Genomic DNA, 25,897 nt, shown 5'->3' on the forward strand with positions numbered 1-25,897 from the left:
CGGTCGCCCGGTCATGCCGGTCGCGGCGCATACGATCACCGGGTGGACGCGGATGTGATCGTGGTGGGTGCCGGCATCTCCGGGGTGGCGTGCGCCGCAGAACTGGTGCGGGCGGGTGTGCCGGTGCAGATCCGGGAACGCGGTCGGGTGGCCGGGGGCCGGATGGCCAGCCGACGCTTCGACGGCCGCCCCGCCGACCTGGGTGCGGCGTACCTGACCGCCGACGACCCGGACTTCGTCGAGGTGGTCGGGCGCTGGCAGGCCGCCGGGCTGGTGCGGGAGTGGACCGACACCTTCGTCGCGTACGGCCCGGACGGCCGGCGGGAGGTGCCCGGACCGGTCCGCTGGGCCGCCCCGCGCGGCCTGCGTTCCCTGGTCGAGGAGCTGGCCCGGGAGTTGCCGGTGACCGTGGACCGGTTCGTGTCGGGCGTCGCACCGGGCCCGGTGGTGGACGGGGAGTCCGCCGCCGCCGTGGCGCTGTGCACCCCGGGTCCGCAGGCCGCCCTGCTGCTCGACCCGGCGCTGACCGGGGCCACCGGGGCCGCCGTACGGCAGGGGTGGTCGCCGGTGCTCGCGGCGGTGCTGCGCTTCCCCGGCCGGCGGTGGGCCGACTTCCGGGGCGCGTTCGTCAACGGGCACCCGGTGCTCGCCCTGGTCTGCGACGACGGCGACCGGCGCGGCGACGCCGCCCCGGTGCTGGTCGCCCACACCACGCCGGAGTTCGCCGCCGGGCGCCTGGCCCAGCCCGGGGCGGCCGGCCCGGCGATCGAGGAGGCCGTCCGCGACCTGCTCGGCCTGCCGGACCCGGCCGAACTGGTCCACGTGCACCGCTGGACGTACGCCCGGCCGGTCGAGCCGGACCCCGACGGGACGTTCTTCCTGGACGACGACCTGGTCGGGCTGGCCGGGGACGCTTTCGGCAAGCCCCGGGTGCAGAGCGCCTGGCGCTCCGGCCGGGACCTGGGCCGGGAGTTGGCCCGCCGACTGACCTGACCGGCCACCGGTCAACCCCGCGCGCCGTCCAGGGCCGGCTCGTCGCGTCGACCCTGCTCCGACGGGTCGCCGGTGCGTTCACCGGCCCGGTCCAGCAACTGCATGACCGGGGTCGCGGCCATCCCGTGCACCACCACCGACACGACCACCACCAGGCCGACCGTCGCCCAGATCAGGTCCGCCTGGGCGAAGTCCGCCTTGGTGGTGGCGTACGCCAGGTAGTAGAACGAGCCGACGCCCCGGATGCCGAACGACGAGATCACCCAGTGCTCGGCCGGCCGACCCGGTGCGCCGCGCAGCGACAGCCACCCCACCAGCGGCCGGATGACGAACACCAGGGCCAGCCCGACCGTCGCCGCCTGCCAGGTGAGCGGGGCGAGCAGACCGGTGATCACCGCGCCACCGAAGAGCAGCAGCAGCAGGACGGTCAACAGCCGCTCGGTCTGCTCGGCGAAGTCGTGCAGCACGGCGTGGAACTCGTGGGTCCGCTCGGCGGCCCGGATCGCCCGCGCGGCGACGAAGACGGCCAGGAACCCGTACCCGCCGACCACCTCCACCAGCCCGTACGCCAGGAAGGTGGCGGCCAGCGCGAGGAACCCCTCGGCGTGCCGGGCCAGCCGCAACTCGCTCGGGGCGCGGAAGAAGAGCTTGCCGAGCAGCCAGCCGATCAGCAGGCCACCACCGACGCCGACGGCCAGCTTGTAGAGCACGTCGACGGCGAACCACTCGGCGAACCAGCCCGACGGGGCCAGCCCGACGCTGGCGATCGCGATGGCCGCGTAGACGAACGGGAACGCCAGGCCGTCGTTGAGGCCCGCCTCGGAGGTCAGCGCGAAGCGCACCTCGTCCTCGGAGTCCTCGGCGTCGGTGGGTTCGCCGACCTGGACGTCCGAGGCGAGCACCGGGTCGGTCGGGGCCAGGGCCGCACCGAGCAGCAGCGCGGCGGCCGGCACCAGACCCGCCCACCACCAGCCGAGCAGCGCCACCGCCGCGATGCAGATCGGCATCGCGATCGCCAGCAACCGCCAGGTCGACGACCAGCGTTTCCAGCTCAACGGTCGGTCGATCTTCAACCCGGCGCCCATCAGCGCCACGATCACGCCGATCTCGGTCAGGTGGGTGGCGACCTGCGGGTAGCGCAGCGGGTCCGGGGAGGGCAGGCCGATGGGCAGCGCGAAAACCAGCATCCCGAGGCCGAGGAACGCTATCGGCATGGACAGCGGGCGGCGCTCCAGCAGTCGGGGGAGCACCCCGGCCAGCAGGGCTCCCGCGCCCACCAGCGCGAACTCGACATCGACCAGTTCCACCCCGACCACCTCTCACCCCCGGCCACGGATGTGGGCGGGGGTGGGACTGTGCCCCGTCGATGGCCGGGCTAAGCCTGGGTGTCCGGCTTGTCTCCGGACCCGTACCCAGGTAGGCAAGATCGCGCTACTTCCAGGTTGTAGTGGTCTACGACCGTAGCGAGGCCACTACAACATGGTTCGAGCGTGACCTTGAAGCGTGGCCCCCAGCGGGACTCCGGTCAGGTCGGGGGAAGGAGGATCTCGAACCAGACGGTCGAGCCCCGCACCGTCGGGTCGGTGCCCCAGGCGTCGGAGAGCTGTTCGATCAACCCGAGGCCCCGGCCCCGGCTGCTCAGCGTGTCGGTCTGGGCCCGGGTCACCGTGCCTCGGGTGCCCGAGTCGGCCACCGACACCAGCAGGCGCTCGGGGCTGAGGTCGATCTCCACCCGGGCGGCGGTGCCGGCGTGCAGCAACGCGTTGGTGGTCAGCTCGCTGGTGCACAGCACCGCCGCGCCGATCACCGCGTCGGGCACCTGCCACTCGCCCAGTTGTGCCGTCATCCAGTGGCGTACCCGGCTGGGTGCGGTCGGCTCGGCGGGCATCTCCATCCCGGCGGAGCGGCTCGGCTTGAGCGCGTGCTCCACCGCGAGCACCGCCACGTCGTCCTCGGTGGCGCCGGGGACCGCGCCGGTGGCGACGGCGCAGAGCGCCCGGGGGTCACCGCTGGCCGCCCCGGCCACCGCCGCCGCCAACCCGGCCAGGCCGGCGGTGAGGCTCTGCCGTCGCCGCTCGACCACCCCGTCGCTGTAGAGCAGCAGGGTGTCGCCGGGGGCGAGCGGCACGGTGGCGGTCGGGGGTCGGCAGCCCAACCCGAGGGGTGCGCCGGTCGGCAGTTCGACGAAGGTGGCGGTGGCGACGCCGTCCGGCCCGCCGCGCCGGATCAGCGGCGGGGGGTGCCCGGCGCTGGCCAGGGTGATCTCACTCCGGTCGGCGTCGACCACCCCGAAGACCACGGTGACGAAGAGTTCGTGGGTGCCCGTCTCGGTGCCCAGGCTCGCCACCAGCCGGTCCAGCCCGGCCAGGACAGCGTCCGGTCGCGGGTCGGTCAGCGCCAGCGCCCGCAGCGCCGCCCGGACCTGCCCCATCCGGGCCGCCGCTTGCACGTCGTGCCCGGCGACGTCGCCGAGCACCACACCCAGGTCGCCGGAGGGCAGCAGGAACGCGTCGTAGAAGTCACCACCGGCGGCGTTGCCGTCGACACCCGGGTCGTAGCGGGCGGCGATGCGCAGCCGGGGCAGGGCCGGTAACTGCTCCGGGAGCATGCTGCGTTGCAGCAGTTGCGCCGTGCCGTGCTGGGTCTCGAACCGGCGGGCCCGCTCCGCCGCCTGGCCGACCAGCTCGGCCGAGGCGGCCAGCAGTGCCCGTTCCGCCGCCGACCAGCCGTGCGGGGTCTGGTAGCCCACGGCGATCCCGCCCCGGATCACCGACGAGCGCAGCGGCAGTGCGGCCAGCGAGCGAATCTTCTGGTCGTGCCGGTCGACGGCGGTGTCCCGCAGCGGCTGGCCGTCCCCGGCGAAGAAGGGCACCCCGCTGTGTGCACCGACCACCACCGGCGCGGTGGTGTCGGCCGGGACCGGCCGCCACAGCGGGGGCAGCCGCTCGTCGGCCTCGTCGAGCAGTTCGCCCCGGATCCGGCGGACCAGCCGCCAGGCCGGGCCGTCGTCGACCGCGAAGGAGACCTGGTCGGCGTCGAAGGAGTGCAGCGCGTAGCGCAACGTCACCCGGGCCACGTCGTCCAGGGTGAGGGTGCCCGACAGTGCCGCGGCGAAGTCGGACAGGCTCTGCAACTGCTGGGTGAGCTGGCTGGTCTGGGCGGCGACGGTGAGCACGCCGACGATCCGTCCGGTGCTGTCGCGCACCGGGGAGTGCCCCCGGGTGAAGACCGCGTGTTCGCCGGTGGCGTGCTGGTGGACCGGGAGCACCGACTCCTTCTGCAGGAACGACTCCCCGTGCCGGTAGGCCCGCTCGATCACCTCACCGACGTCGGGGGCGTGCCACAGGTCGGCGTACACCTCGGGGGCCGGCCGGCCCAGCGCGCCGGGGTGCCGGTCGCCGATCACCTCGGCGTACGCCTGGTTGTAGAGCAGCACGAAGTCGTCGCCGTAGTGCAGCGCCATCGGTACGGGGGAGGACAGGATCACGTCGACCAGCACGCGGACCGTCACGTCCCAGCCCTGTTGCGGGCCCAGCGGGGTGTCGGCCCACGGGTGGGCCCGCACGGCAGCCACCGCCGGTGAGACCCCGTCCGGTCCCGGTACGGGGGCTGGTGACGTCGGGACCCGCCCGACCGTGCCTGGCATGTCCGCAGCCTATCCGGCGGCGTCCCGGGGCGAACCGATCGTGCCCCGTGCCGCCTGCCCGACGCCGCTGCCGGAGATGTTCGTGCAGGTCAGGGGCTTTTCTAAAAACATGTCGGAAAAATCCGTACGGATTCTGCGGCGTGCTGGTGCGACGGACGGGTAACCGGGCGGCGCAGTCCATTGGACAGGAGGGACATCATGCCGGAAACCCTTGCGGTCAGGCAGGTCGACATCGGTAGCGCCTTGACCGACATGTGGCGGTCGGTGCTGCTCTTTGTGCCGAGGGCCATCGCGTTCATCGTCATCCTCGTGGTGGGCTGGCTCATCGCCCGCGCGGTACTCAAGATCGTGGACGCGGCGCTGGAACGGGTGGGCTTCGACCGGGCGGTCGAACGGGGCGGGATCAGACGGGCGCTGGAACGCACCAAGTACGACGCCAGTGACATCCTGGCCCGACTGGCGTACTACGCGGTGCTGCTGTTCACCCTGCAGTTCGCCTTCGGGGTGTGGGGGCCCAACGCGATCAGCGACCTCATCCGGGGGGTGGTGGCCTGGCTGCCACGGGCGTTCATCGCGATCGTCATCGTGGTGGTGGCCGCCGCTATCGCCAACGCCGTCCGGGACCTGGTCTCCGGTGCGCTCGGCGGCCTGTCGTACGGCAAGGTGCTCGCCGACCTGGTGGCGGTCTTCATCCTGGCGCTGGGCGTCATCGCCGCGCTGAACCAGGTCGGTATCGCCACCACGGTCACCACGCCGGTCCTGATCGCGGTGCTCGCCACCGTGGCCGGCATCCTGATCGTCGGCGTCGGCGGTGGTCTGGTGAAGCCGATGCAGTCCCGCTGGGACGGCTGGCTGGACCGGGCGGCCGAGGAGTCGCGGGCGGTCCAGGAGCACCGGCGGGCCCGCGCGGCCGGGCAGGGCGACATGAGCCGGCAGATGGCCGACCGGGGCGGCGAGCGGACGCAGACCATGCCGCGCGTCGACGAGGCCCGGACGATGGCCGGTGGCCGGGGCACCTACCAGTCGGGTCAGTCCGGCGACGAGACCCAGCAGTTCGGTCGTCCGGGCAGCTGAGTCGGCACGTACCACCGGGAGGGTGTCCGCGCGACGCGGACGCCCTCCCGTTCGCGCTGCGCCGGGCCGTCCCCGCCGCGGTCGGTCAGGCCGGGTCGAGGTGCCGGGGTCGAGGGTGCGGGCCAGGGCGCAGACCGCGAGCAGCCGGGTCAGCACCCAGTCCGGCGCGGCGAAGTCGGCCGCGCCGACGGGCAGCAGGCCGTGCGCGCCGGCGGTGTCCCGGATCCCCTCGGCATAGCCGGCCAGGGCCGCCGGGGTGAGCGGCCGGCGGTCACCGTCGAGGCTGTCCCGGACGGCTGCGGCGTGCTGGTCGACCAGCGCCAGCAGGCCCGGCCGGGCCCGCGCGGCGGCGAGGCCGGGAGCACCGACCGAGGCGGTGAGCAGGGCCAGCCGGGAGCGTGCCGCGCGCACGGCGGTCCCGGTCGCTCCCTGGGGGTACGGCACTCGCATGAGGACCGAGGTTAGCCACCGGCTGACCGGGGCGGGGTCGGCCGCCCGGCCGGTCCCGGCGCACCCTTGCGGCCGGCCGGCCTCCGCCACGCGGACCGACCCGGTCCCCGGCGGGCAGAGGGAACACCGCGCTCACCGGCCACCTGCGCGGCCGGGACGGGCGGCAACGGGACGACCCGGACACCCGATCCGGGTCCCCCGGCCCGTCCCAGGGCTGGCCCGGGGCGTGTCCCAGGGCTGGCCCCGGGCCCGTCCCAGGCTGGCCCGGGGCCGCGCCTCAGGGGGTCAGCGAGCCGAGCAGGACGGTGCCGGCGCAGGGCAGTTGCCCGACGTTGCCGACGGTCAGGAGGTACTGCCGTTGGCTGGTGCCGTCCGGGTTGATCCGCTGCGCATACCGGCTCCGGGTCACCTCCAACTGGCAGGCGGTGCCGCCGCCGGCACCCGTCGGGGACGCCCCGGGCAGGTAGACCGCGCTCAGCGGGTTGGCGTTGGTCCAGGTCCAGCTGGCCGAGGCGCCGACGGCCAGGGTGCCGGTCGACCAGGAGGCCGCCGGGCTGGTCTGGGCGAGCTGGAACTGCCCGGAGCAGGTGATCGTGCCGATGTTGCGCAGCACGAAGTAGAACTTCCGGACCCCGTCGGGCTCCTGCCGGTACCAGGTGCGGGTGATCTCCAGCTGGCAGGCGGCCGTCGCGGTCGCCCCGGTCGGCGTCAGCCCCAGCAGGTACGACACCGTCGGCGCGATCTGCTCCACCCAGCCGTAGTTGCCGCTCGCCCCGGGGGCCAACGCCCCGGTCGACCAGTCGTGGGTCGGGGTCAGCCAGGACAGCAGGACGGTGGCCCCACAGCTGGTCGTACCGCTGTTGCGGATCACGAAGTGGAAGCGCCGCTCGCCGCTGGGCTGCCGGGAGTACCAGCTGCGGGTCACCTCGAACTCGCACGGGGTCGTGGAGTTCGCCCCGGTCGGGGAGAAGCCCACCTGGTAGGCGGCGTTGAGCGGGTTGGCGTTGTTCCACACCCAGCCCTGGGTGGCGCCGGCGGCGACCGGGCCGGTGGACCACGACGCCTGCTGCGCGGCGCTGCGGGTGGTGGCCCGGTCGCGGGCGTCCCGTTCAGCGCCGGCCGGGGCGGCCGGGGCGGGCGTCGGGGCGAGCAGCACGGCTGCCAGCAGGCTCAGCAACCAGGTCCACACCGTCGGTCGTCTCGTCACGGTCGGTGCTCCTCAGCGGTCGGGTCGGCGGTGGTCCGGGTGCCGCCGGTGGGCGCACGGTGGTCCGGTTGCCCGGGAGCGGCAGTCGACCTGCGTCGGTCGCTGCCCGGGGCGGCAGCCGACGTGGCTGGTCGTGGTGCCGGGTGCGGCTGGGGACAAGGTCGCACAGGGACGGCCGGCGCGGTGGGGCCGATATCCGACAGCGCGGTAGCGCCCCGTGGCGCCCCGACGTCGCTACAGTCCAGATCCCGCCTGGAAGGAATCCCACCGATGGCAATGTCCCGAACCGGCCGCCGGTGGTGCGGCGCGCACCTCGCCGCCCTCCTCGCGGTGACCCTCGTCGCACCGCTGCCGTACCCCGGCGCGGCGGTCGCCGGCACCGGACTCGGCGACGGCGACGTGCTGGTCGCCCGCACCGCGCAGGACTACGTCTACCGCACCTACCAGCGGCGCTGGTCGGTGGTCGCCGTCCAGCCCGGCGCGACCGCCGACTGGGACCTGACCCTGCGCGACGCCGCCGGCACCACCCTGGCCACCAGCTGGTACGGCGTCGGGCGCACCGACTTCGTGGTGGTCGACTCCACGGCCGGGCACCGGCCGTTCGGCGCGTACACGGCCGCCGTGAGCGCGTACACGGCCGGTCCGTACTGGGTGCAGCAGCGCACGGACACCACCACGATCACCCTGCCGCCGGTGACCCACTCCGGCACCACCGGAGCGGCCGACCCCGACCTGACCTTCTCCAGCCTGGTCGACCACGACGTGATCACCGTCGCCGACCTCTACCTGACGGCGGGGGAGTCGTTCTGGGCGAACACCACGACCGCCGCGTCGTCGCTGCTGCTGGCGGAGAGCGACCCGGCCGACCCGGCGACCTTCGCCCAGGGCCGGGCCACCGTGGCCGCCCGGCAGCACACCCAGGTCCTCGACGGCTGCACGCTCTATACCGCCCAGCGCACCGGCTGGCACGCCCTGGTCCAGCTCGGCGACCGGGCACCCAGCACGCACGTCCCGACCCAGGGGACCGGGTACGCCCTGCACCGGGTCGACCCGGCCCGTCCGCTCAGCTGCCCGCAGCGGGAGTTCCCCGGCCCGACTCCCTGATCAGCGGTGCGGCCGGGCGGGTGTCATTCCGCGGGGGTGGCGTCGGCCGGGCGACGACGGCCGGCGTCGTCGGCGATGATCACGGTGGCCACCATCAGCGCGACGCAGAGGCTGAACAGCCACGAGTCGTCGGAGGAGAATTTGGCGGAGACCGGAGCCTGGAGCGCGGCGAGCAGGAAGCCGAGCCAGGCCAGGCGACGCTGACGAGGGGTGAGGAAACCGGAGCCCTGTTGCATCCCGAAAGTCTTGCGCGCCCCCTGCGGATTACCGTCAGCCGAACGGTGGATTCTGGACTACCTGTCCGCTTTCCTGCCCGTCCGGGCGTTCCAAACCACCGGTTCGGGGGAGGCGACAATCACGTCGACCCGTTCTCGATGATGCGGCAGGATGAGCCTCCGTGCCCGTCGCCCCGCCCCGTACCTCCCTGCTCCTGCTCGCCTACCTCGCCTTCGTCAGCCTCGGCCTGCCCGACGGCCTGCTCGGCGTCGGCTGGCCCTCGATCAGCACCGAGTTCGGCGTACCCACCGCAGCGGTCGGCCTGGTGCTCACCGCCGGCACGATCGGCTACCTCACCTCCAGCGTCCTGGCCGGGTTCACCCTCGCCCGGCTCGGCGTGGGCCGGCTGCTCGCCGGCAGCACCCTGCTGGCCAGCCTGGCGCTGACCGGGTACGCCAGCGCACCCGGGCTGACCGTGCTGATCTGCTGTGCGCTGGTGCTCGGCCTCGGCTCCGGAGCCATCGACTCCGGCCTCAACGCGTACGCGGCCGGGGCGTTCGGCCCCCGGCACATGAACTGGATGCACGCCTTCTTCGGCCTCGGCGTGGCGATCGGCCCCCTGGTGATGACCGCCATGCTGAGCACCGGCGCGGGCTGGCGCTGGGGGTACGCGGTCACCGCCGCCGCCCAGCTCGCGCTGGCCACCGCGTTCGCGCTCACCGTCGGCGCGTGGCGGGACCGGGCGGGCGGCCCGGGGTCGCCGAAGCGCGCCGGGCCGGCCGGGGAGACCGCCGCCAGTGCACCGGTCGACGCCGTCGCCGCCACGCCGGTCGGGCCCCCGCAGCGTGGTCCGGTCGACGACGTTGTGCCGGGCGGGGTGGCGACGCCGGGCGGGGCGGCGGAGCCGGCCGTGGTGCGGATCGCCGAGACCCTGCGGCTGCCCGCCGTCTGGTTCGGCGCGCTCGCCTTCGCCATCTACGTGGCCATCGAGGTGTCCGCCGGGCTCTACGCGTTCCTGCTGCTCACCGAGGGGCGAGGGCTGTCCGCCGCGGTCGCCGGGCTGAGCGTCTCCGCCTACTGGGGGAGCCTGTTCGTCGGCCGGGTGGTGCAGGGGCTGGTCGCCGAACGGCTCGGCACCGCCCGGGTGCTGCGGGGCAGCCTGCTGGGGATGGCCGTCGGGGCGGTGCTGATCGCGCTGCCGGCCCCGGGCTGGGTGACGGTGGCCGGCCTGGTCGTGCTCGGCTTCGCCGCCGCGCCGGTGTTCCCGCTGCTCACCCTGAGCACGGCGGAGCGGGTCGGCCGGCAGCACACGGACCGGGTGATCGGCGTGCAGATCGGCGCAGCCGGGATCGGGGCCGCCCTCATCCCGGCCGGGCTCGGGGTGCTGCTCGGTGACACGTCGGTGCGGTTGCTCGGCCCGGTGCTGACGGTGCTGGCGGTGGCCCTGCTGGTGGCGCATGCGGCAGCCGCCCGCCGCACCGCCGCACCGGCCGACTGAGCGGGCCGTTGGGTCACATGGTGTCCGGGCCGGTACGTCCCGTCGTGGAGGGGCGGTAGGCACGCTCGGTGTCGGTCATCTCCCGACGCTCGGCGGCCGGGCCGGCACCCCGGTCCACCGGTTCGGGGCCGTGCCCGAAGGCCGCCTCCTCACCCGCGTCGTTGCCGGTCGGATCGTCGGCCTGCCCGTCGATGGTGGACCGCGCGATCGCCCGGTCCAACTCCTCCAGCGGTGTCTTCTCCTCGTCCCGCCAGACCCTGCCGTCGTTGTCCGTCATCCCTTCGCGGTACCCCGACCAGATGATCGCAAACGGCCAACCCGGGGGCGGACCGCAACACCCCGGCACCGCGGACGGCCGCCGGGGAGCCGGCGGCCGTCGGTGGAGCGCCTGACGTACGTGCGGGGGGTGGATCAGGGCTGCGGGCGGTCGACCGACCCGCGCCACGCGCCGGTCTCCTGACCGCGACGCTCGATGAACTGCTTGAACCGCTCCAGGTCACCCTTGGTGCGCCGGTCCACCACGCCGAGCTTGTCGCCGGCCTGCTCGACCACGCCGTGCGGCTCGAAGTCCATCTGCAGGGTCACCCGGGTGTTGTCCTCGTCGAGGCGGTGGAACGTCACCACGCCGGCCTGCTGGGTGCCGCCTGTCGACTTCCAGGCCACCCGCTCGTCGGGCAGCTGCTCGGTGATCTCGGCGTCGAACTCGCGCTTGACCCCGGCGATCTCCACCGTCCAGTGGGTCATCGTGTCCGACAGCTGCCGGACCTCCTGCACCCCCTCCATGAAGTGGGGGAACTCCTCGAACTGGGTCCACTGGTCGTAGGCGGTCCGTACCGGTACGGACACGTCCACATGTTCGATAACGCCGCTCATTGGAAGTCCTCCTCTGCCCGCTGGTGGTCGTCCGGATCGTGGGCCGATCCAGTCACCAGCGCGTCGTCTCGTTTCGGTGCCCGAGGGCGGCCCACACCTCGGAAATCGTCTGGTAACGGGTGCCCTCCGGCAGCCGCTCCAGGGCGGCCACGAGGTCGTCGGGCGCCTGGTTCTCCCGCGCGTTGGCGATCAGGGCCAGGCGGTCCCCCGGCAGGGCCGCCATCGTGATGAACCGGCCCAACCGGCTGCGCGCCTCCACGTCCTCCGAGGTCATCCCCTGGGGGGTGCCGGTCCGCAGGTCGCCCGCCGGGGCCGTGGTGGCGCCCGGCTGGTCCTCGCCGGCCGGCTCCGCCTCGCGGAACTCCTCGACCCGCGAGCCCGCGGTGCCCGGCCCCTGGACGAGGCCGCTGACCTCCTGACTCATCTGGTCGTCGACCCTCGGTGCGTGCTTGCTGCTGCCACGTTCCATGTCTGGTGTGCTACCCGCAGTCGGTGCGGGGAAACGCCGGGCCGGACACGGGTACCCGACCGGTCACGAACCGGCGGTGGCCTTCGGCGGCAACGCCGGCTCAGCCGCGGCGTCCCGGCCCGCCTGCAACCGGCGTCCCCGCTGCAACTCGGCGTTGATCTGCACCCCGAACATCAGCGCCGAGTTCGACAGGTACAGCCACACCAGGAAGGCGATGACCGCGCCCAGGCTGCCGTAGGTGACGTCGTACGAGCCGAAGTTGGCCACGTAGAGGCCGAAACCGAAGGAGACGACGATCCAGGACAGCAGGGCCACCGCCCCGCCCGGGGTGAGCCAGCGGAACCGGGGCTGCCGGACGTTCGGTGCTATCCAGAACATCAGCGACAAAAGTGTCATCATCACCATGGCCAGCACCGGCCACTTCGCGACGCTCCACACCGTGCGGGCCAGTCCACCCGCCCCCACCAGGTCGCCCACCGCGTCGGTCACCGGCCCGCTGACGATCAGGCCCAGCGCCACCACCGCGAGCAGCACCAGCGACAACGCGGCCATCGCGATCTGCAACGGGCGCAGCCGGTAGAACGGGCGGCCCTCCTCGACCCCGTAGATCGCGTTGGAGGCCCGGGTGAACGCGCCGATGAACCCGGACGCCGACCACAACGCGCCCGCCAACCCGAAGCTGAGCAGCACCTTCGTGCCGCTCTGCTGGTCGACCACCGTGCGGACCACCGAGACGAAACCCTCGTTGCCGACCACCGAGCCGGCCCCGATGTCGCGGGCCAGATCCAACACCGTGTCCACGGTGCGCTCGCCGTCGGAGACCAGACCGACCAGGGCGACCACCACGACCGTGGACGGAAAGAGGGCGAGCACCCCGTAGTAGGTCAACGCCGCCGCCCAGTCGGCGCAGTTGTCCTTCACGAAACCCTGCCCGCTGCGGATCAGCACCCCCCGCCAGGTGGACCAGCTCAACTGGCGCATCCGCCGGGGAATCCGCAGCTGCGGTCCGTCCTCGGCGACCGCGGTCGGCTCCGTCGTCGCTGCCATGCTCGGCTCCTCGTCGCCCGGCGACCCGCGGACCCGACGTCCGGTGCGCGCCTGGGCCGGGCGGTACCCGACGGCGGAAATCGACAAACCCGACGCCCGTGTTTGCCGGTGCGGGCGCAGGGAACCGTGCAGACAGCCAGACAGTCGACGCGGAGGAGGACGAGATGCCCGGGCGCGAGGTACTGCCCAGCACGCTGCGACGCTCCCCGGACAAGGCGCAACGCACCTGGGAGAAGACACACGACTCGGCGGTGCAGACCTACGGCGAGGGGGAACGGGCGCACCGCGCCGCCTTCGCCGCCGTCAAGCACAGCTTCGAGAAGGTCGGCGACCACTGGGAACCCAAGGGACGCAAGGGACCCAGCGACCGGCAGGCCACCGGCGGTGGCCCCGCCCGCCGGGCACCCACCGCCGGTGGAGTGGACGCCAACGCCACCAAGGACCACCTGATGCAGGTGGCGAAGAAACTCGACGTGCCGGGCCGCAGTCGGATGACCAAGCCGGAACTGGTCAAGGCCATCGAGAAGGCCAACGACCGGGCCACCCGCAAGGCCCGGGGCGACTGACCGCCGGATCCGGTGAGGTACGCGGGCCGCTCCGGTTCGGGGCGGCCCGGCTCACCAGTGCCCGCCGGCCGGCGGTTCCAGGTGGACCGCCTTGACCGCGCTGAACTCGTCCAGCAGTTCCGGGCCGTACCCGAAGCCCTGGCCGCTGCCCCGGCGTGGCTGCGCGGCACCACCCGGAGCGCCCCCGAACACCGCGTTGACCTTCACGGTGCCCACCGGCAGCTCCCGCCAGGCCCGCTGGGCGTGGCTCATCGACCCGGTCAGCACCGTCGCCGCCAGCCCGTACGGCGAGTCGGCGGCACACCGCAGCGCCTCGCTGAACGAATCCACCGAAACCACCGCCGCCACCGGCCCGAACGTCTCCTCCCGGACCAGCGTCATCTCGTGCCGGCAGTCGGTGACCACCGTCGCCGGATAGAACGCCCCCGGCCCGTCCGGCAGCACCCCACCGGCGCGCAGCGTCGCCCCCTGCGCCACCGCCGCCGTGACCTGCCCGTGCACCTGGTCACGGTGCCGCCGGTCGACCAGCGGGCCCAGCTCGGTGGCCGGGTCGCGCCCCGGCCCGACGACCAGCGCCCCGGCCCGCTGCACCAGCGCGTCGACGAAGTCCTCCGCGACGTCCCGGTGCGCGTAGATCCGCTCCACCGCCACGCAGAGCTGCCCGGCGTTGGCGAACGCGCCCAGGGCCGCCTGTTCGGCCGCCCAGCCCGGGTCCACCCCGGCGTCGACCACCAGCGGGTCGCTGCCGCCGTTCTCCAGCAGGGCCTTGGCCCCGGTCCGGGCGCAGGCCGCCGCGATCGCCCGGCCGGTCGCGGTGGCACCGACGTGCGCCACCACGTCCACCGGCTGCGCGGCCAACGCCGCACCCACCTCCGCGCCCCGGTCAGCAGGGACAGCACCCCCGCCGGGAACACCCCGTCGAGCAGCCGGGCCAGCAGCCAACCGGTCACCGGGGTCCGTTCGCTGGGCTTGAACAGCACCACGTTGCCGGTGACCAGGGCGGCACCGAGCAGGCCGCAGGAGACCGCCACCGGGTCGTTCCACGGGGTGATCGCGGCGACCACCCCCCGAGGCTGCGGCGTCATGAAGTCGATCGCGTCGACGCCGCCGTGCAGCGTCCGGCCGCCCCGCAGCGGGCCCAGTTCGGCGTACTGGCGCAGGGTGCCCACGCCGGCCGCCACCCCGCCCCGGGCGTCACCCAGCGGCTTGCCCATCTCCGCCGTGGTCGCCGCGGCCAACTCCTCCGCGTCCGCCGCCACCGCGTCCGCTGCCTGGAGCAGCAGCTCCGCACGCTGCGCCGTCGCGGTGGCCGCCCACTCGGCGGCCACCTCCCGGGCCGCCTCGACCGCCTTGGCCACCTCGTCCGCCGTCGCCACCGGCACGGTGCCGACGGGGGAGCCGTCGGCCGGATCGTGGACCGTCAGCTCACCACCCTCGCCGCCCGCGCCCCACACCCCGCCGATCAGCTGCTCCACCCGGTACATGCGGCGGGATGCCCCGCTCCCGGCGAAGCAAACGCGTTTCGCCCGGTTGCCGGCCGGGTAGCCGGATCTGATGACCGCGACCGGCACGGACAGCGCGGACGCCGTCGTCATCGGCGCCGGACACAACGGCCTGGTGGCCGCCAACCTGCTCGCCGACGCCGGCTGGGACGTCCTGGTGCTCGAGGCGACCGACGCGCCCGGTGGGGCGGTGCGCTCCGCCGAGGTCACCGCCCCCGGCTACCTCAGTGACCTCTACAGCTCCTTCTACCCCCTCGGGTACGCCTCCCCGGTGCTGGCCGGCCTCGACCTGCCCCGCTACGGGCTGACCTGGACGCACGCCCCCGACGTGCTGGCCCACCTGCTGCCCGACGGGCGGGCCGCCGTGATCAACCGGGACCTGGACACCACGGCCGCCTCGCTGGAGACGTTCGCCCCCGGCGACGGGGACCGCTGGCGGCACGCGTACGCCGACTGGGCGCAGGTGTCCGGGCCGATGCTCGACGCCATCACCACCCCCTTCCCCCCGGTACGCGGCGGGCTGGGTCTGCTACGCCAACTGCGGGTCGGCGGCGCGCTGCGCCTGGCCCGCCGGCTGGTCCTGCCGGTACGCAAACTCGGCGGTGAACTGTTCACCGGCGAGGGCGGCCCCGCGCTGCTGGCCGGCTGCGCCCTGCACACCGACCTGTCCCCCGAGGAGGCCGGCTCCGGCGTGTACGGCTGGCTGCTGGCCATGCTGGGTCAGCAGGTCGGCTGGCCGGTGCCGGTGGGCGGCGCGCAGCGGATCACCGACGCGCTGGTCGCCCGGCTCACCGAACGCGGCGGCCGGATCTCCTACCGGGCGCAGGTCGACCGGGTGCTCACCGCCCGGGGCCGGGCGATGGGGGTGCGCACCGTCGGCGGGGCCACCTTTCGGGCCCGCCGGGCGGTGCTCGCCGACGTGCCCGCTCCCGCCCTCTACCTGGACCTGGTGGGTGCCGCTCTGCTGCCACCCCGGCTGGTGGAGGACCTGGCCCACTTCCGCTGGGACGGCTCCACCCTCAAGGTCGACTGGGCGTTGTCCGCCCCGCTGCCGTGGACCAACCCGGCGGTGGCCGGCGCCGGCACCGTGCACCTGGGCGCCGATCTCGACGGGCTCACCACGTACTCCGCCGAACTGGCCCGGGGCGAGATCCCGGCGCAGCCGTTTCTGCTGGTGGGGCAGATGAGCACCGCCGACCCGACGCACTCGCCGGCCGGCACCGAGTCGCTCTGGGCGTACACCCACCTGCCGTTCCGGCGGCACTGGCGGGCCGAGGACATCGCCCGCCAGGTGGACCGGATGGAGGACGTGCTGGAGGCCGCCGCCCCCGGGTTCCGCAGCCGGATCGTCGGCCGGCACGTCGCCGGGCCGGCCGAGCTGGAGCAGGGCGACCCGAGCCTGGTCGGCGGGGCGCTGGGCGGTGGCACCGCGGCGGCGTACCAGCAGCTGTTCCTGCGCCCGATCCCCGGCCTGGGCCGGGCCGACACCCCCATCGACCGGCTCTACCTGGCCAGCGCGTCGGCGCACCCCGGCGGCGGGGTGCACGGCGCACCCGGCGCGAACGCCGCCCGCGCCGCGCTGGCCCGCGACCGTGCCGTCACCGGCGGCCTGTACGCCGGGATGATCGACGCCGCGCACCGGACGCTCTACCGCGCCGACCACTGAACCGGGCGGAACCGGCCCTGCGGCGGGCACCGGCGACCCCGGTCACCGGCGCCCGCGTCAGGAGTCCAGGTTGCGGTGCCGGGTACGCAGCTTGAACGGCATCAGCGCGCTCTCCACCTTGGTCGCGGTCGTCATCTTGGACAGGCCGTCGCGACGCTCCTCGAACCGGATCGGCACCTCCAGGATGGTGTGCCCCAGCTTGGTGGCCAGGTAGTGCATCTCCACCTGGAAGCTGTAACCGTTCGACTGCACCCGGTGCAGGCCGATGTCGCGCAACGCGTCGGCCCGCCAGATCTTGAAGCCGGCGGTCAGGTCACGGATGCGCACCCGCAGCAGCGTGTGCACGTACAGGTTGGCCCAGCCGCTGAGCGCCCGCCGGTAGAGCGGCCACGCCTCGTCGAGCTGGCCGCCGGGCACGTACCGGGACCCGATCACCACGCCGGCCTGGGTGGACAGCAACGCCCCCAGCATCCCGGGCAGCGCCTCCGGCGGGTGCGACAGGTCGGCGTCCATCTGCGCCACGTACTCCGCGCCGCCGTCCAGGGCCCGGCCGATGCCGTCGACGTACGCCCGGCCCAGGCCCTCCTTGCCGGCCCGGTGCACCACCTGCACCTTGTCCGGGTGCTCGATGGCCAGCTTGTCGGCCACCTCGCCGGTGCCGTCCGGCGAGTTGTCGTCGGCGACGAGCACCTTCAACCCCGGCAGCGGAAGGGCCAGCAGCCGGTCGACCAACACCGGGAGGTTGCCCGCCTCGTTGTAGGTGGGGACCACGACGGTCAGGCGTGCGTCCCGCCACGGTGACGGCAGCTCCACGGGTTCGATCATGTCGGACATCCTCAGTCGGCGGACGGCATTCCCCCACAGGGTAGCCAAAAGCCCGGCGGGACCCCGCCGAGGCTCCCCGCGACCGCCCGGTCACCGATCGGCGTGCGTGTCGGCCTTCTGCCGTACGGCGATGTCGGAGAGCCGACGCAGGGTCTCCTTGTTGCGCTGGTGCAGCACCAGGTCGTTGAGCTTGGTGCGGAACCAGCGCAACGGGCCGGCGGCGAAGTCCTCGCCGATGCGGACCCGGGTCGCACCGTCACCGGTCGGGGTCAGGGTGAACACCACGATCGCCTCCCCGGCCGGCCACAGGCCGGCCCGCAGCACCAGCCGGTGCGGTGGGTCGCAGGCCAGCACCGTCGAGGCGTCCTCCAGCGAGAACGGCCACGGCCCGGCCCGGTGGTGCAGCCGGGTGCCCACCCGGGGCCACTGCGCGTCGACGTCGCGCACGTGCACCGTGCCGACCACCCAGTCGCTGTACGTCCACCCGTCGGCCAGCACGTCGAAGACCTGCTGCGGGGGTGCATCGACCACTCTCTCCACGATCGCCATCGCTGCCCTGTACCCGGGTCGTCCCGGCCTAACCCGGCGCGTTAGCTTCTCCGGGCCGACGGGTAACGCTGCACCGCTGACCCGACCCACCTGCCGACAGGGTCAGGTTTACTCCCCGGGGCCTCGGGAACCCGCCGCCCGTGCCACGGGACGCGGAGCCATATCAGTGCAGGTCAGGCCGGGTTGACCCGGGCGTTGACCGGGGCCGTCCCGCGCTGTACGACGCGGTGCTGCTCGACCGGGACGGCACCCTGATCGAGGACGTCCCCTACAACGGCGACCCGGACAAGGTCCGGCCGGTGCCGGGGGCCCGGGCGGCACTGGACCGGCTGCGCGCCGCGGGCCTGCGCCTCGGGGTGGTCACCAACCAGTCGGGGCTGGCCCGGGGGCTGTTCACCGCCGCCCAGCTGCGCGCCGTCAACGCCCGGGTGGAGGAGCTGCTCGGCCCGTTCGACACCTGGCAGCACTGCCCGCACGACGAGCGCGCCGGCTGCGGCTGCCGCAAGCCCGCCCCGGGCATGGTGCACGCCGCCGCGCGGGCGCTCGGCACCACGGCGGACCGCTGCGTGCTGGTCGGGGACATCGACGCCGACCAGGCCGCCGCCGCTGCGGCCGGTGCCGCCGCGATCCTGGTGCCCACCCCCACCACCCGGGCCGCCGAGGTGGCCGCCGCCGGACACGTCGCCGCCGACCTGCCCGCCGCCGTGGACCTGATCCTGCGCCGGGCCGCCCTGGTCGCCGCCCCGTCGCCGCGCCGCACCGGCACCGTGCTGGTGGTGCGCAGCGACTCCGCCGGGGACGTCCTGGTCACCGGTCCCGCCATCCGCGCCGTCGCCGGTCACGCCGGGCGCGTCGTGCTGCTCTGCGGCCCCGGGGCCGGGACGCCGCCGCTCTGCTGCCGGGTGTCGACGAGATCGTCGAGTGGCCGCTGCCCTGGATCGACGGTGCACCCGCCCCGGTCGACCCGCAGGACATCGACCGGCTCACCGCCCGGCTGCGGGCGGTACGCGCCGACGAGGCGGTCGTCTTCACCTCCTTCCACCAGTCACCGCTGCCGCTGGCCCTGCTGCTGCGGATGGCCGGTGTCCCGAGGGTCAGCGCGATCAGTGACGACTACCCCGGCTCCCTGCTCGACGTCCGGCACCGGGTCCCCGCCGGGCTGCCCGAGCCGGAACGGGCGTTGTCGCTGGCCGTCGCCGCCGGCTTCGCCCTGCCCGACGGCGACGACCTGCGGCTGCGGGTGCGCACCGACCGGCTGCCGCCCGCACCGGCCGGGCTCGGCGGCCCCGGCTACCTGGTGCTGCATCCCGGTTCGGCGGTGCCGAGCCGGGCCGTGCCACCCGACCTGGCCGCCCGGATCGTCCGGGTGCTCACCGCCGCCGGGCACCGGGTGGCGGTCACCGGTGGACCCGACGAGGCCGCGCTGACCGCCCGGGTGGCCGGCGACACCGGCATCGACCTGGGCGGCCGGACCGGGCTGGCCGAGCTGGCCGGGGTGCTCGCCGACGCCGGTGCGCTGGTGGTGGGCAACACCGGGCCGGCGCACCTGGCCGCCGCGCTGGGCGTGCCGGTGGTCAGCCTGTTCGCCCCGACCGTCCCCTACGGACAGTGGGGTCCGTACCGGGTGCCGACGGTCCGGCTGGGCGACGCCGCCGCGTCCTGCCGGGACACCCGGGCCACGGTCTGCCCGGTGCCCGGCCACCCCTGCCTGGCCGCCGTCGAACCGGGCCGGGTCCTCGACGCGGTACGCCTGCTGGGCGTTCCCGCCGACGCCCCGACCGGCCCGGTCGGCGTGCCGCTCCTCGGCCCCGCCGGACCGTCGCCGGCCGGACCCTCGCCGGCCGGGGCGTCGCCGGTGACCGTGGGGCGGGGGAGTCACCGATGAACATCCTGCTCTGGCACGTACACGGGTCGTGGACCACGTCCTTCGTGCACGGCAAGCATCGCTACCTGGTGCCGGTCACCCCCGACCGGGGCGCGTACGGGCTGGGCCGGGCGCGCACCTACCCGTGGCCGGACAGCGCCGTCGAGGTGACCCCGCAGCAGTTGCGCCACGCCGACGTCGACGTGGTGCTGCTGCAACGCCCCGAGGAGTACGACCTGGCCGGCGAGTGGCTCGGCCGGCCGGTGGGCCGGGCGGTGCCGGCGGTCTACGTCGAACACAACACCCCGAAGGGCGACGTGCCGAACACCCGGCACCCGATGGCCGACCGGGACGACCTGCTGCTCACCCACGTCACCCACTTCAACGAGCTGTTCTGGGACAACGGGAGCACCCGCACCGCAGTCGTCGAGCACGGGGTGGTGCCCCCGCCGTCACCTGGACCGGCGAGCTGGACCGGCTCGCCGTCGTGATCAACGAGCCGGTACGCCGGGGCCGGATCACCGGCACCGACCTGCTGGCCCGGTTCGCCGAGATCGCCCCGCTGGACGTCTTCGGGATGAAGGTCGCCGGGCTCGCCGACCACCTGGGCCTGCCGGCCGACCGGCTGACCAGCCACGACGACGTCCCGCAGCACCGGATGCACGCCGAGTTGGCCCGGCGGCGGGCCTACCTGCACCTGTGCCGGTGGACCTCGCTGGGGCTGAGCCTGATCGAGGCGATGACCATCGGCATGCCCGTGGTCGCGCTGGCCACCACCGAGGCCGTACAGGCGGTGCCACCGGGGGCGGGGGCGCTGTCCACCCGGGTCGACACCCTGCTCGCCGCCGCCGCCGGGTTCGTCGCCGACCCCGCCGAGGCCCGCCGGGTGGGTGCGCAGGCGCGTACCGCCGCGCTGGGCCGTTACGGCCTCGACCGTTTCCTCGCCGACTGGGACCGCCTGCTGGAGGAGGAAGTATGCGCATCGCGATGATCTCCGAGCACGCCAGCCCGCTCGCCGTGCTGGGCGGTGAGGACGCCGGTGGGCAGAACACGCATGTCGCGGAACTCTCCGCCGCGCTGGTGGCGGCCGGCCACGACGTCCGGGTCTACACCCGGCGCGACGCCGTCGACCTGCCGGTCACCGTCCGGGCCCCGGACGGGTACGAGGTGGTGCACGTGCCCGCCGGTCCGGCCGAGCCGGTCGCCAAGGACGCCCTGCTGCCGCACATGAAGGAGTTCAGCCACTGGCTCACCGCCCGGTGGCGGGGCGGGGACTGGACACCCGAGGTGGTGCACGCGCACTTCTGGATGAGCGGGCTGGCCGCGCTCGCCGCCAGCCGGCAGACCGGGGTGCCGGTGGTGCAGACCTACCACGCGTTGGGCACCGTCAAGAAGCGCTACCAGGGGGTGCAGGACACCAGCCCGGCCCGGCGGATCGGCTACGAACGGGAACTGGGCCGCGCCGTCGACCGGGTCGTCGCCCAGTGCCGCGACGAGGTCGGGGAGCTGGTCCGCCTCGGTGTCCCCCGGTCCCGGATGACCGTCGTGCCGTCCGGGGTGAACCTGGACACCTTCGCCCCGCTCGGCCCGGCCGTCGAGCGGGAACCCGACCGTCCCCGGGTGCTCACCGTCGGCCGGCTGGTCGAGCGTAAGGGCTTCCAGACGGTGATCCGGGCGATGGCACTGGTGCCCGACGCCGAGTGCCTGGTGGTCGGGGGGCCGCCCGCCGGGCTGCTGGAGACCGACCCGTACGCCCGGCGGCTGCGGGCGCTCGCCGGCACCTGCGGGGTCGCCGACCGGGTCCGGCTGGTCGGGGCGGTGCCCCGGGAGGAGATGGGCCGCTGGTACCGGTCGGCCGACGTGCTGGTCGCCGCGCCCTGGTACGAACCGTTCGGGCTGACCCCGCTGGAGGCGATGGCCTGCGGGGTGCCCGTCGTCGGTACCGCGGTCGGCGGCATCCGCGACACCGTGGTCGACGGGGTGACCGGCGACCTGGTCCCGGCCCGTGACCCGCAGGCGTTGGCCGCCGCGCTGGGCAGCCTGCTCGGCGACCGGATCCGCCGCTTCGGGTACGCCACCGCCGCGTTGCAGCGGGCCCGCCACAGCTACTCCTGGGCGACCGCCGCCGACCGGCTGGCCGAGGTGTACGCCGAGGTCGCCGCCGTGCACCGGCCGAGCCGGGTGGTCGCCTGATGACGACGTCGACCCGGGCGGCGCGGGCCGGCCTACTGGACGCGCACCTCGACCTGCTGGTCGAGGCGATGCTGCCGTACCGCGCGGCGGAGCCGTTGCTGGCCCGCTGGGGCACCGAGCTGGCCGGCATCCTGGCCGGCGGCGGGCGGTTGCTGGTCGCCGGCAACGGGGGCAGCGCCGCCGAGGCCCAGCACCTCACCGCCGAGCTGGTCGGCCGGCTGCGTGACGACCGGCAGCCGCTGTCGGCGATCGCCCTGCACGCCGAGACCTCGGCATTGACCGCGATCGGCAACGACTACGGCTACGACGAGGTCTTCGCCCGCCAGGTGCGGGCCCACGGCCGGCAGGGTGACGTGCTGCTGCTGATGTCGACCAGCGGGGCCAGCGGCAACCTGCTCGCCGCCGTCGACGCCGCCCGGGAGACCGGGTTGCGCTGCTGGGCGTTCACCGGCCCCGCGCCGAACCCGCTCGCCGGGGCCTGCCACGAGGCGCTGACCGTCGCCTCCCCGGACAGCCAGGTGGTGCAGGAGCTGCACCTGGTCTCCACCCACGTGCTCTGCGAGTACGTCGACCGGGCGCTGCCCACGGCGCTGGCGGCCCTGGCCGGGCAGTCGGCCGCCGTGGCCGCCGACCGTGGCGTCGCCCCGACCGGGCAGCCGCCCGCCCCCCCGGGCGGCGTCCCGGACCTGCCGGTCGACGGCCCGCCGGCCGACGAACTGCCCGATCCGCTGGTGGACGCCGTGCCCGACCCGTCGGTGGACGCCCTGCCCGACCCGTCGGTGGACGCCCTGCCGGTGGACGGTCCGTTGGTGGATGGTCCGGCGGGGGATCGTCGGCCCGTGCCGCCGCTGGCGGATCCCGGTCCGGTGCGGGCCGGGGTGGAGGTGGTCGTCGACGGGATCGACCCGGCGGCCGACGGGCACCGGGAGGATCCGGCGTGAGGGGCCCACTGGTGGTGGTCGGGGACACCCTGCTCGACCGGGACGTCGAGGGGGTGGTGAACCGGCTCTGCCCCGACTCACCCGTGCCGGTGCTGGACGAGACGGCGTACGCCGACCGGCCCGGCGGGGCGGGCCTGGCCGCCGTCTTCGCCGCCGCCGCAGGTGCCGAGGTGGCGTTGGTGACCGCCCTCGCCGACGACGCCGGGGCGGCCCGGCTCAGTTGCCTGCTGACCGCCGCCGGGGTGCAGGTGTACGGCCTGCCGCTGGCCGGGACCACGCCGGAGAAGATCCGGCTGCGGGCCCGGGGCCGGGTGCTGCTGCGCCACGACCGGGGCGGCGCGGCGGGCGAACCGGGGCCACCCTCCGAGGCGGTCCTCCGGCTGCTCGCGGGGGCGTCCGCAGTGCTGGTCAGCGACTACGGCCGGGGGGTGGCCCGGCAGCCGGCGCTGCGGGCGGCGCTGGCCGCGACCCGGGCCCCGGTGGTGTGGGACCCGCATCCGCGTGGCCCGGTCGCCGTGCCCGGGGTGCAGTTGGTCACGCCGAACGAGGCGGAGGCCCGGGACCTGGCCAAGGTGCCGCCGGGCGGGTCACGGCTGGCGGTCGCGGCCCGTGCCGGGCAGGGGCTGCGGGACCGGTGGCGGGCCGGGGCGGTGGTGGTCACCCTCGGCGGTGACGGCGCGCTGCTCTGCTCCGCCGGGTCGACCCCGCTGATGGTCTCCGCGCCGCTGTCCGCGGAGGGGGACACCTGCGGGGCGGGGGACCGGTTCGCCGCGGCGGCCGGGCTGGCGCTGGCCCAGGGTGCGCTGGTCTCCGAGGCGGTCCAGGCGGCGGTCGGCGCGGCATCGGCGTACGTGGCGGACGGGGGAGTGGCCACCGCGCTGCCCGCACCGGTGCGGGCCTGCCCGCCGGTGCTGGTCGGCGGCGGGGAGCGGATCGGGGCCGCCGCCGCCGGTGCGGTGGTGGCCGAGGTCCGGGCGGCCGGCGGGACGGTGGTGGCCACCGGCGGTTGCTTCGACCTGCTGCACGCCGGGCACGTGGCGACCCTCCAGGCCGCCCGGCAGCTCGGCGACTGCCTGGTGGTGTGCGTGAACTCCGACGCCAGCGTCACCGCGCTCAAGGGCCCGGACCGGCCGGTGATCCCGCAGGGGGACCGGGCCCGGCTGCTCGCCGCGCTGGGCTGCGTCGACGCGGTGGTGGTCTTCGACGAGACCACCCCGCACGCGGCGCTGGGCTGGCTGCGGCCCGACATCTGGGTCAAGGGCGGGGACTACGCCACCGGCGTCGGTGACGGACCGGCCCTGCCGGAGGCCGAGCTGTTGCGCCGGTGGGGTGGGGACAGCGTGGTGGTGCCGTACCTCGCCGGGCGTTCCACCACCGAGATGATCGCGGCGGCCCGCGGTGGACGCCGGACCGCCGCCCCGCAGCCGGGGCCGGCGGGTACCCCGGCGGGCCCGGCGCCTTCGACGGTGGGCCCGGCACGTACGACAGCGGAGGGAGCACGATGAGCAGCAGTCCACCCGGTGCCGGTCCGGCCGTCCTGGTCACCGGCGGGTCGAGCGGGCTCGGCGCGGCGGTGGTCGCCGCCGTGGCCGGCTCCGGCGGACGACCACTCGTGCTGGACCGACGCCGCCCCGGCGACGGGGTGCCGTGGGTCGAGTGCGACCTGGCCGACACCCGGGCCGCCGAGGAGGCCACCCGGGAGCTGGCCGAGCAGGCCGGCGGGTTGGACGCGGTGGTGACCGCCGCCGGGATGGACGTGCCGGGCCGGCTGGCCGACGTCCCCCGCGACACCTGGGAGCGGATCGTCGTGGTGGACCTGCTCGCCACGGTGGCGGTGATCCGGGCCGCGCTGCCCTACCTGGCGGAGTCCCGGGGCAACGTCGTCACGGTCGCCTCCACCCTGGGCGTCAAGGCGGTCGGGGACGCCACCGCGTACTGCGCGGCGAAGTTCGGGGTGGTCGGGTTCACCCGGTCGCTCGCCGCCGAGCTGGCCGGCAGCGTCGGGGTGACCCTGGTGATCCCGGGCGGGATGCGGACCGCCTTCTTCGACGACCGCGACCCGCAGTACCGACCGGGGCCGGACGCGAAGCTCAACGACCCGGCCGACACCGCCGCCGCGATCATGTTCGCGCTGTCCCAACCACCCGGCTGTGCCGTGCGGGAACTGGTGGTCTGCGCCGAACAGGAGACCTCGTACCCGTGATCCTGGTGCTGCGGGCGCTCGGCGTCGGTGACCTGGCCACCGCGGTGCCCGCGCTGCGGGCGCTGCGGGCCGGATACCCGGACGAGGAGCTGGTGCTGGCCGCGCCGGCCTGGCTGGGCCCGCTGGTCGACCTGGTCGGCGGGATCGACCGGTTACTGCCCACCGACGACCTCGGCCGGCCACCCTGGCCCGATACGACCGGGTGGCCCGACCGGTCGTCCGGTGGTGCGCCGCCCTGGCTCGGGTCGTCGCCGTCGGGTGCGCCGGGGTGGTCCGGGCCGCCGCCGGAGGTGGCGGTCAACCTGCACGGGCGGGGACCGGGCTCGCACCGGATGCTGGCCGGGGCGGGCCGGCTGTGGGCCTTCCGGTGTCCGCCGGCCGGGCACTGCGCCGGCCCCGGCTGGCGCGACGACGAACACGAGGTGGACCGGTGGTGCCGGTTGCTCGCCTGGTACGGCGTCACGGCCGACCGCACCGACCTGGCGTTGCGGCGGCCGGCAGCGGGGCGGATGCCGACCGGGGCGACAGTCGTGCATCCCGGCAGCAAGGTCGAGGCGAAGCGGTGGCCGGCGGACCGGTTCGCCGCGCTGGCCCGGCAGCTGACCGACCGGGGGCACCGGGTGGTGGTGACCGGTTCGGCCGGCGAGCGGGAGCTGGCCGGCCTGGTGGCGGCCGAGGCGGGCCTGCCGGGGTCGGCGGTGCTGGCCGGCCGGACCGACCTGGGCGAGTTGGCCGCGTTGGTGGCCGCCGCCCGGCTGGTGGTCAGCGGGGACACCGGGGTCGGCCACCTCGCGACCGCCTACCGGGTGCCGTCGGTGCTGCTGTTCGGCCCGGTGCCTCCGGCCCGGTGGGGGCCGCCGCCGGACCGGCCGTGGCACCGGGTGCTCTGGGCGTCGGGCGAGGATTGCGACGGTTCGTCCGGGGTACCACCGGCGTCGAGATGGGCGGCGCTCCCGGTCGACCGGGTGTTGGCCGCCGTGGACGAGGCCGAGGAAACGGTACGGGTCTGAG

At 75.0% G+C, this 25,897-nt stretch carries 20 protein-coding genes and 5 pseudogenes; 13 read left to right on the forward strand and 12 right to left on the reverse strand.

Going from position 1 to position 25,897, the window contains the following annotated elements:
* Nucleotides 1-54: 54 nt before the first annotated feature.
* Entirely contained in the window at nucleotides 55-993 is a 939-nt protein-coding gene (locus J7462_RS30460; protein WP_219470864.1) for an NAD(P)/FAD-dependent oxidoreductase, read from the forward strand.
* An 11-nt stretch (nucleotides 994-1,004) separates the two neighbouring features.
* On the opposite strand, the gene J7462_RS30465 is transcribed toward J7462_RS30460, so the two are convergent.
* Together J7462_RS30465 and J7462_RS30470 are read right to left on the reverse strand one after the other, a co-directional pair.
* Nucleotides 1,005-2,300 carry a sodium:proton antiporter gene (locus tag J7462_RS30465; RefSeq protein ID WP_219469474.1) on the reverse strand — a complete coding sequence of 432 codons (1,296 nt, stop codon included), beginning with the start codon at nucleotides 2,298-2,300 and terminating at the stop codon, nucleotides 1,005-1,007.
* 218 nt (nucleotides 2,301-2,518) lie between these two features.
* On the reverse strand, nucleotides 2,519-4,639 hold the full coding sequence (locus J7462_RS30470; protein WP_219469476.1) for a SpoIIE family protein phosphatase: 2,121 nt from the start codon (nucleotides 4,637-4,639) through the stop codon (nucleotides 2,519-2,521).
* A gap of 198 nt (nucleotides 4,640-4,837) precedes the next feature.
* On the opposite strand from J7462_RS30470, the gene J7462_RS30475 reads away from it, so the two are divergent.
* Entirely contained in the window at nucleotides 4,838-5,713 is an 876-nt protein-coding gene (locus J7462_RS30475) for a hypothetical protein (protein ID WP_208569387.1), read from the forward strand.
* Nucleotides 5,714-5,800: 87 nt separating this feature from the next.
* Here the strand turns inward: J7462_RS30475 and J7462_RS30480 are convergent.
* Together J7462_RS30480 and J7462_RS30485 are read right to left on the reverse strand one after the other, a co-directional pair.
* Nucleotides 5,801-6,163: pseudogene (locus J7462_RS30480) on the reverse strand (DUF6401 family natural product biosynthesis protein); the annotation flags it as partial.
* Nucleotides 6,164-6,440: 277 nt separating this feature from the next.
* Entirely contained in the window at nucleotides 6,441-7,370 is a 930-nt protein-coding gene (locus J7462_RS30485; protein WP_219469481.1) for a hypothetical protein, read from the reverse strand.
* A 270-nt stretch (nucleotides 7,371-7,640) separates the two neighbouring features.
* Here J7462_RS30485 and J7462_RS30490 point away from each other — a divergent pair, with 270 nt between their 5' ends.
* A complete protein-coding gene (locus J7462_RS30490; RefSeq protein ID WP_219469485.1) occupies nucleotides 7,641-8,474 on the forward strand; it encodes a hypothetical protein in 834 nt (277 codons plus the stop codon).
* Nucleotides 8,475-8,497: 23 nt separating this feature from the next.
* Here J7462_RS30490 and J7462_RS30495 read toward each other — a convergent pair whose 3' ends face one another.
* On the reverse strand, nucleotides 8,498-8,710 hold the full coding sequence (locus J7462_RS30495) for a hypothetical protein (protein WP_219469489.1): 213 nt from the start codon (nucleotides 8,708-8,710) through the stop codon (nucleotides 8,498-8,500).
* A 161-nt stretch (nucleotides 8,711-8,871) separates the two neighbouring features.
* Between J7462_RS30495 and J7462_RS30500 the strand changes: the two genes are divergently transcribed.
* Nucleotides 8,872-10,188, forward strand: a complete 1,317-nt coding sequence (locus J7462_RS30500) for a sugar MFS transporter (RefSeq protein WP_219469493.1) — start codon at nucleotides 8,872-8,874, stop codon at nucleotides 10,186-10,188.
* A gap of 13 nt (nucleotides 10,189-10,201) precedes the next feature.
* Here the strand turns inward: J7462_RS30500 and J7462_RS30505 are convergent, their stop codons facing one another.
* From J7462_RS30505 to J7462_RS30520, 4 genes are all read right to left on the reverse strand, one after another.
* Nucleotides 10,202-10,465, reverse strand: coding sequence for a hypothetical protein (locus tag J7462_RS30505; RefSeq protein WP_219469496.1), 264 nt, complete (start codon nucleotides 10,463-10,465; stop codon nucleotides 10,202-10,204).
* Nucleotides 10,466-10,599: 134 nt separating this feature from the next.
* Nucleotides 10,600-11,061 (reverse strand): SRPBCC family protein, encoded by a 462-nt coding sequence (locus J7462_RS30510; protein ID WP_219469499.1) that lies wholly within the window; start codon nucleotides 11,059-11,061, stop codon nucleotides 10,600-10,602.
* Between the two features lie 52 nt (nucleotides 11,062-11,113).
* Complete coding sequence (locus tag J7462_RS30515) at nucleotides 11,114-11,530, reverse strand: DUF2795 domain-containing protein (RefSeq protein ID WP_219469502.1); 417 nt, start codon at nucleotides 11,528-11,530, stop codon at nucleotides 11,114-11,116.
* 63 nt (nucleotides 11,531-11,593) lie between these two features.
* Nucleotides 11,594-12,577 carry a YihY/virulence factor BrkB family protein gene (locus tag J7462_RS30520; protein WP_219469504.1) on the reverse strand — a complete coding sequence of 328 codons (984 nt, stop codon included), beginning with the start codon at nucleotides 12,575-12,577 and terminating at the stop codon, nucleotides 11,594-11,596.
* A gap of 164 nt (nucleotides 12,578-12,741) precedes the next feature.
* On the opposite strand from J7462_RS30520, the gene J7462_RS30525 reads away from it, so the two are divergent.
* The gene (locus J7462_RS30525; protein WP_219469507.1) at nucleotides 12,742-13,143 is read left to right on the forward strand and encodes a ChaB family protein; all 402 of its coding nucleotides are present in this window, start codon (nucleotides 12,742-12,744) and stop codon (nucleotides 13,141-13,143) included.
* A gap of 51 nt (nucleotides 13,144-13,194) precedes the next feature.
* On the opposite strand, the pseudogene J7462_RS30530 reads toward J7462_RS30525, so the two are convergent.
* Nucleotides 13,195-14,627: pseudogene (locus tag J7462_RS30530) on the reverse strand (aldehyde dehydrogenase).
* 70 nt (nucleotides 14,628-14,697) lie between these two features.
* Here J7462_RS30530 and J7462_RS30535 point away from each other — a divergent pair.
* Nucleotides 14,698-16,311 (forward strand): NAD(P)/FAD-dependent oxidoreductase, encoded by a 1,614-nt coding sequence (locus J7462_RS30535; RefSeq protein ID WP_219469510.1) that lies wholly within the window; start codon nucleotides 14,698-14,700, stop codon nucleotides 16,309-16,311.
* 57 nt (nucleotides 16,312-16,368) lie between these two features.
* On the opposite strand, the gene J7462_RS30540 is transcribed toward J7462_RS30535, so the two are convergent.
* Entirely contained in the window at nucleotides 16,369-17,136 is a 768-nt protein-coding gene (locus tag J7462_RS30540; protein WP_208569400.1) for a polyprenol monophosphomannose synthase, read from the reverse strand.
* A gap of 90 nt (nucleotides 17,137-17,226) precedes the next feature.
* On the reverse strand, nucleotides 17,227-17,685 hold the full coding sequence (locus J7462_RS30545; protein ID WP_208569401.1) for an SRPBCC family protein: 459 nt from the start codon (nucleotides 17,683-17,685) through the stop codon (nucleotides 17,227-17,229).
* 227 nt (nucleotides 17,686-17,912) lie between these two features.
* On the opposite strand from J7462_RS30545, the pseudogene J7462_RS33085 reads away from it, so the two are divergent.
* From J7462_RS33085 to J7462_RS30580, 7 genes and pseudogenes are all read left to right on the forward strand, one after another.
* Nucleotides 17,913-19,570: pseudogene (locus J7462_RS33085) on the forward strand (HAD-IIIA family hydrolase).
* Nucleotides 19,567-20,540, forward strand: a pseudogene (locus J7462_RS30555) (glycosyltransferase). The pseudogenes J7462_RS33085 and J7462_RS30555 overlap by 4 nt, the downstream one beginning before the upstream one ends.
* Complete coding sequence (locus J7462_RS30560) at nucleotides 20,525-21,742, forward strand: glycosyltransferase (protein ID WP_208569404.1); 1,218 nt, start codon at nucleotides 20,525-20,527, stop codon at nucleotides 21,740-21,742. The pseudogene J7462_RS30555 and the gene J7462_RS30560 overlap by 16 nt, the downstream one beginning before the upstream one ends.
* Nucleotides 21,742-22,446: pseudogene (locus J7462_RS30565) on the forward strand (SIS domain-containing protein); the annotation flags it as partial. The gene J7462_RS30560 and the pseudogene J7462_RS30565, both read left to right, overlap by 1 nt.
* A 233-nt stretch (nucleotides 22,447-22,679) precedes the next feature.
* Nucleotides 22,680-24,188, forward strand: a complete 1,509-nt coding sequence (locus J7462_RS30570; RefSeq protein ID WP_219469513.1) for a PfkB family carbohydrate kinase — start codon at nucleotides 22,680-22,682, stop codon at nucleotides 24,186-24,188.
* Complete coding sequence (locus J7462_RS30575; protein ID WP_219469516.1) at nucleotides 24,185-24,886, forward strand: SDR family oxidoreductase; 702 nt, start codon at nucleotides 24,185-24,187, stop codon at nucleotides 24,884-24,886. The genes J7462_RS30570 and J7462_RS30575 overlap by 4 nt, the downstream gene beginning before the upstream one ends.
* Complete coding sequence (locus tag J7462_RS30580; RefSeq protein ID WP_219469518.1) at nucleotides 24,883-25,896, forward strand: glycosyltransferase family 9 protein; 1,014 nt, start codon at nucleotides 24,883-24,885, stop codon at nucleotides 25,894-25,896. The genes J7462_RS30575 and J7462_RS30580 overlap by 4 nt, the downstream gene beginning before the upstream one ends.
* Nucleotide 25,897 lies beyond the last annotated feature (1 nt).

It is taken from the genome of Micromonospora sp. RL09-050-HVF-A (genome assembly GCF_019374995.1).
In the GTDB taxonomy this organism is placed as follows: domain Bacteria; phylum Actinomycetota; class Actinomycetes; order Mycobacteriales; family Micromonosporaceae; genus Micromonospora; species Micromonospora antibiotica.

What these genes read in the sequence shown, in the direction of transcription:
- J7462_RS30470 (WP_219469476.1), bottom strand. Translation starts at nt 4,639, where the DNA reads ATGCCAGGCACGGTCGGGCGGGTCCCGACGTCACCAGCCCCCGTACCG.
- J7462_RS30475 (WP_208569387.1), top strand. Translation starts at nt 4,838, where the DNA reads ATGCCGGAAACCCTTGCGGTCAGGCAGGTCGACATCGGTAGCGCCTTG.
- J7462_RS30490 (WP_219469485.1), top strand. Translation starts at nt 7,641, where the DNA reads ATGGCAATGTCCCGAACCGGCCGCCGGTGGTGCGGCGCGCACCTCGCC.
- J7462_RS30495 (WP_219469489.1), bottom strand. Translation starts at nt 8,710, where the DNA reads ATGCAACAGGGCTCCGGTTTCCTCACCCCTCGTCAGCGTCGCCTGGCC.
- J7462_RS30505 (WP_219469496.1), bottom strand. Translation starts at nt 10,465, where the DNA reads ATGACGGACAACGACGGCAGGGTCTGGCGGGACGAGGAGAAGACACCG.
- J7462_RS30510 (WP_219469499.1), bottom strand. Translation starts at nt 11,061, where the DNA reads ATGAGCGGCGTTATCGAACATGTGGACGTGTCCGTACCGGTACGGACC.
- J7462_RS30515 (WP_219469502.1), bottom strand. Translation starts at nt 11,530, where the DNA reads ATGGAACGTGGCAGCAGCAAGCACGCACCGAGGGTCGACGACCAGATG.
- J7462_RS30520 (WP_219469504.1), bottom strand. Translation starts at nt 12,577, where the DNA reads ATGGCAGCGACGACGGAGCCGACCGCGGTCGCCGAGGACGGACCGCAG.
- J7462_RS30525 (WP_219469507.1), top strand. Translation starts at nt 12,742, where the DNA reads ATGCCCGGGCGCGAGGTACTGCCCAGCACGCTGCGACGCTCCCCGGAC.
- J7462_RS30535 (WP_219469510.1), top strand. Translation starts at nt 14,698, where the DNA reads ATGACCGCGACCGGCACGGACAGCGCGGACGCCGTCGTCATCGGCGCC.
- J7462_RS30540 (WP_208569400.1), bottom strand. Translation starts at nt 17,136, where the DNA reads ATGATCGAACCCGTGGAGCTGCCGTCACCGTGGCGGGACGCACGCCTG.
- J7462_RS30545 (WP_208569401.1), bottom strand. Translation starts at nt 17,685, where the DNA reads ATGGCGATCGTGGAGAGAGTGGTCGATGCACCCCCGCAGCAGGTCTTC.
- J7462_RS30560 (WP_208569404.1), top strand. Translation starts at nt 20,525, where the DNA reads ATGCGCATCGCGATGATCTCCGAGCACGCCAGCCCGCTCGCCGTGCTG.
- J7462_RS30575 (WP_219469516.1), top strand. Translation starts at nt 24,185, where the DNA reads ATGAGCAGCAGTCCACCCGGTGCCGGTCCGGCCGTCCTGGTCACCGGC.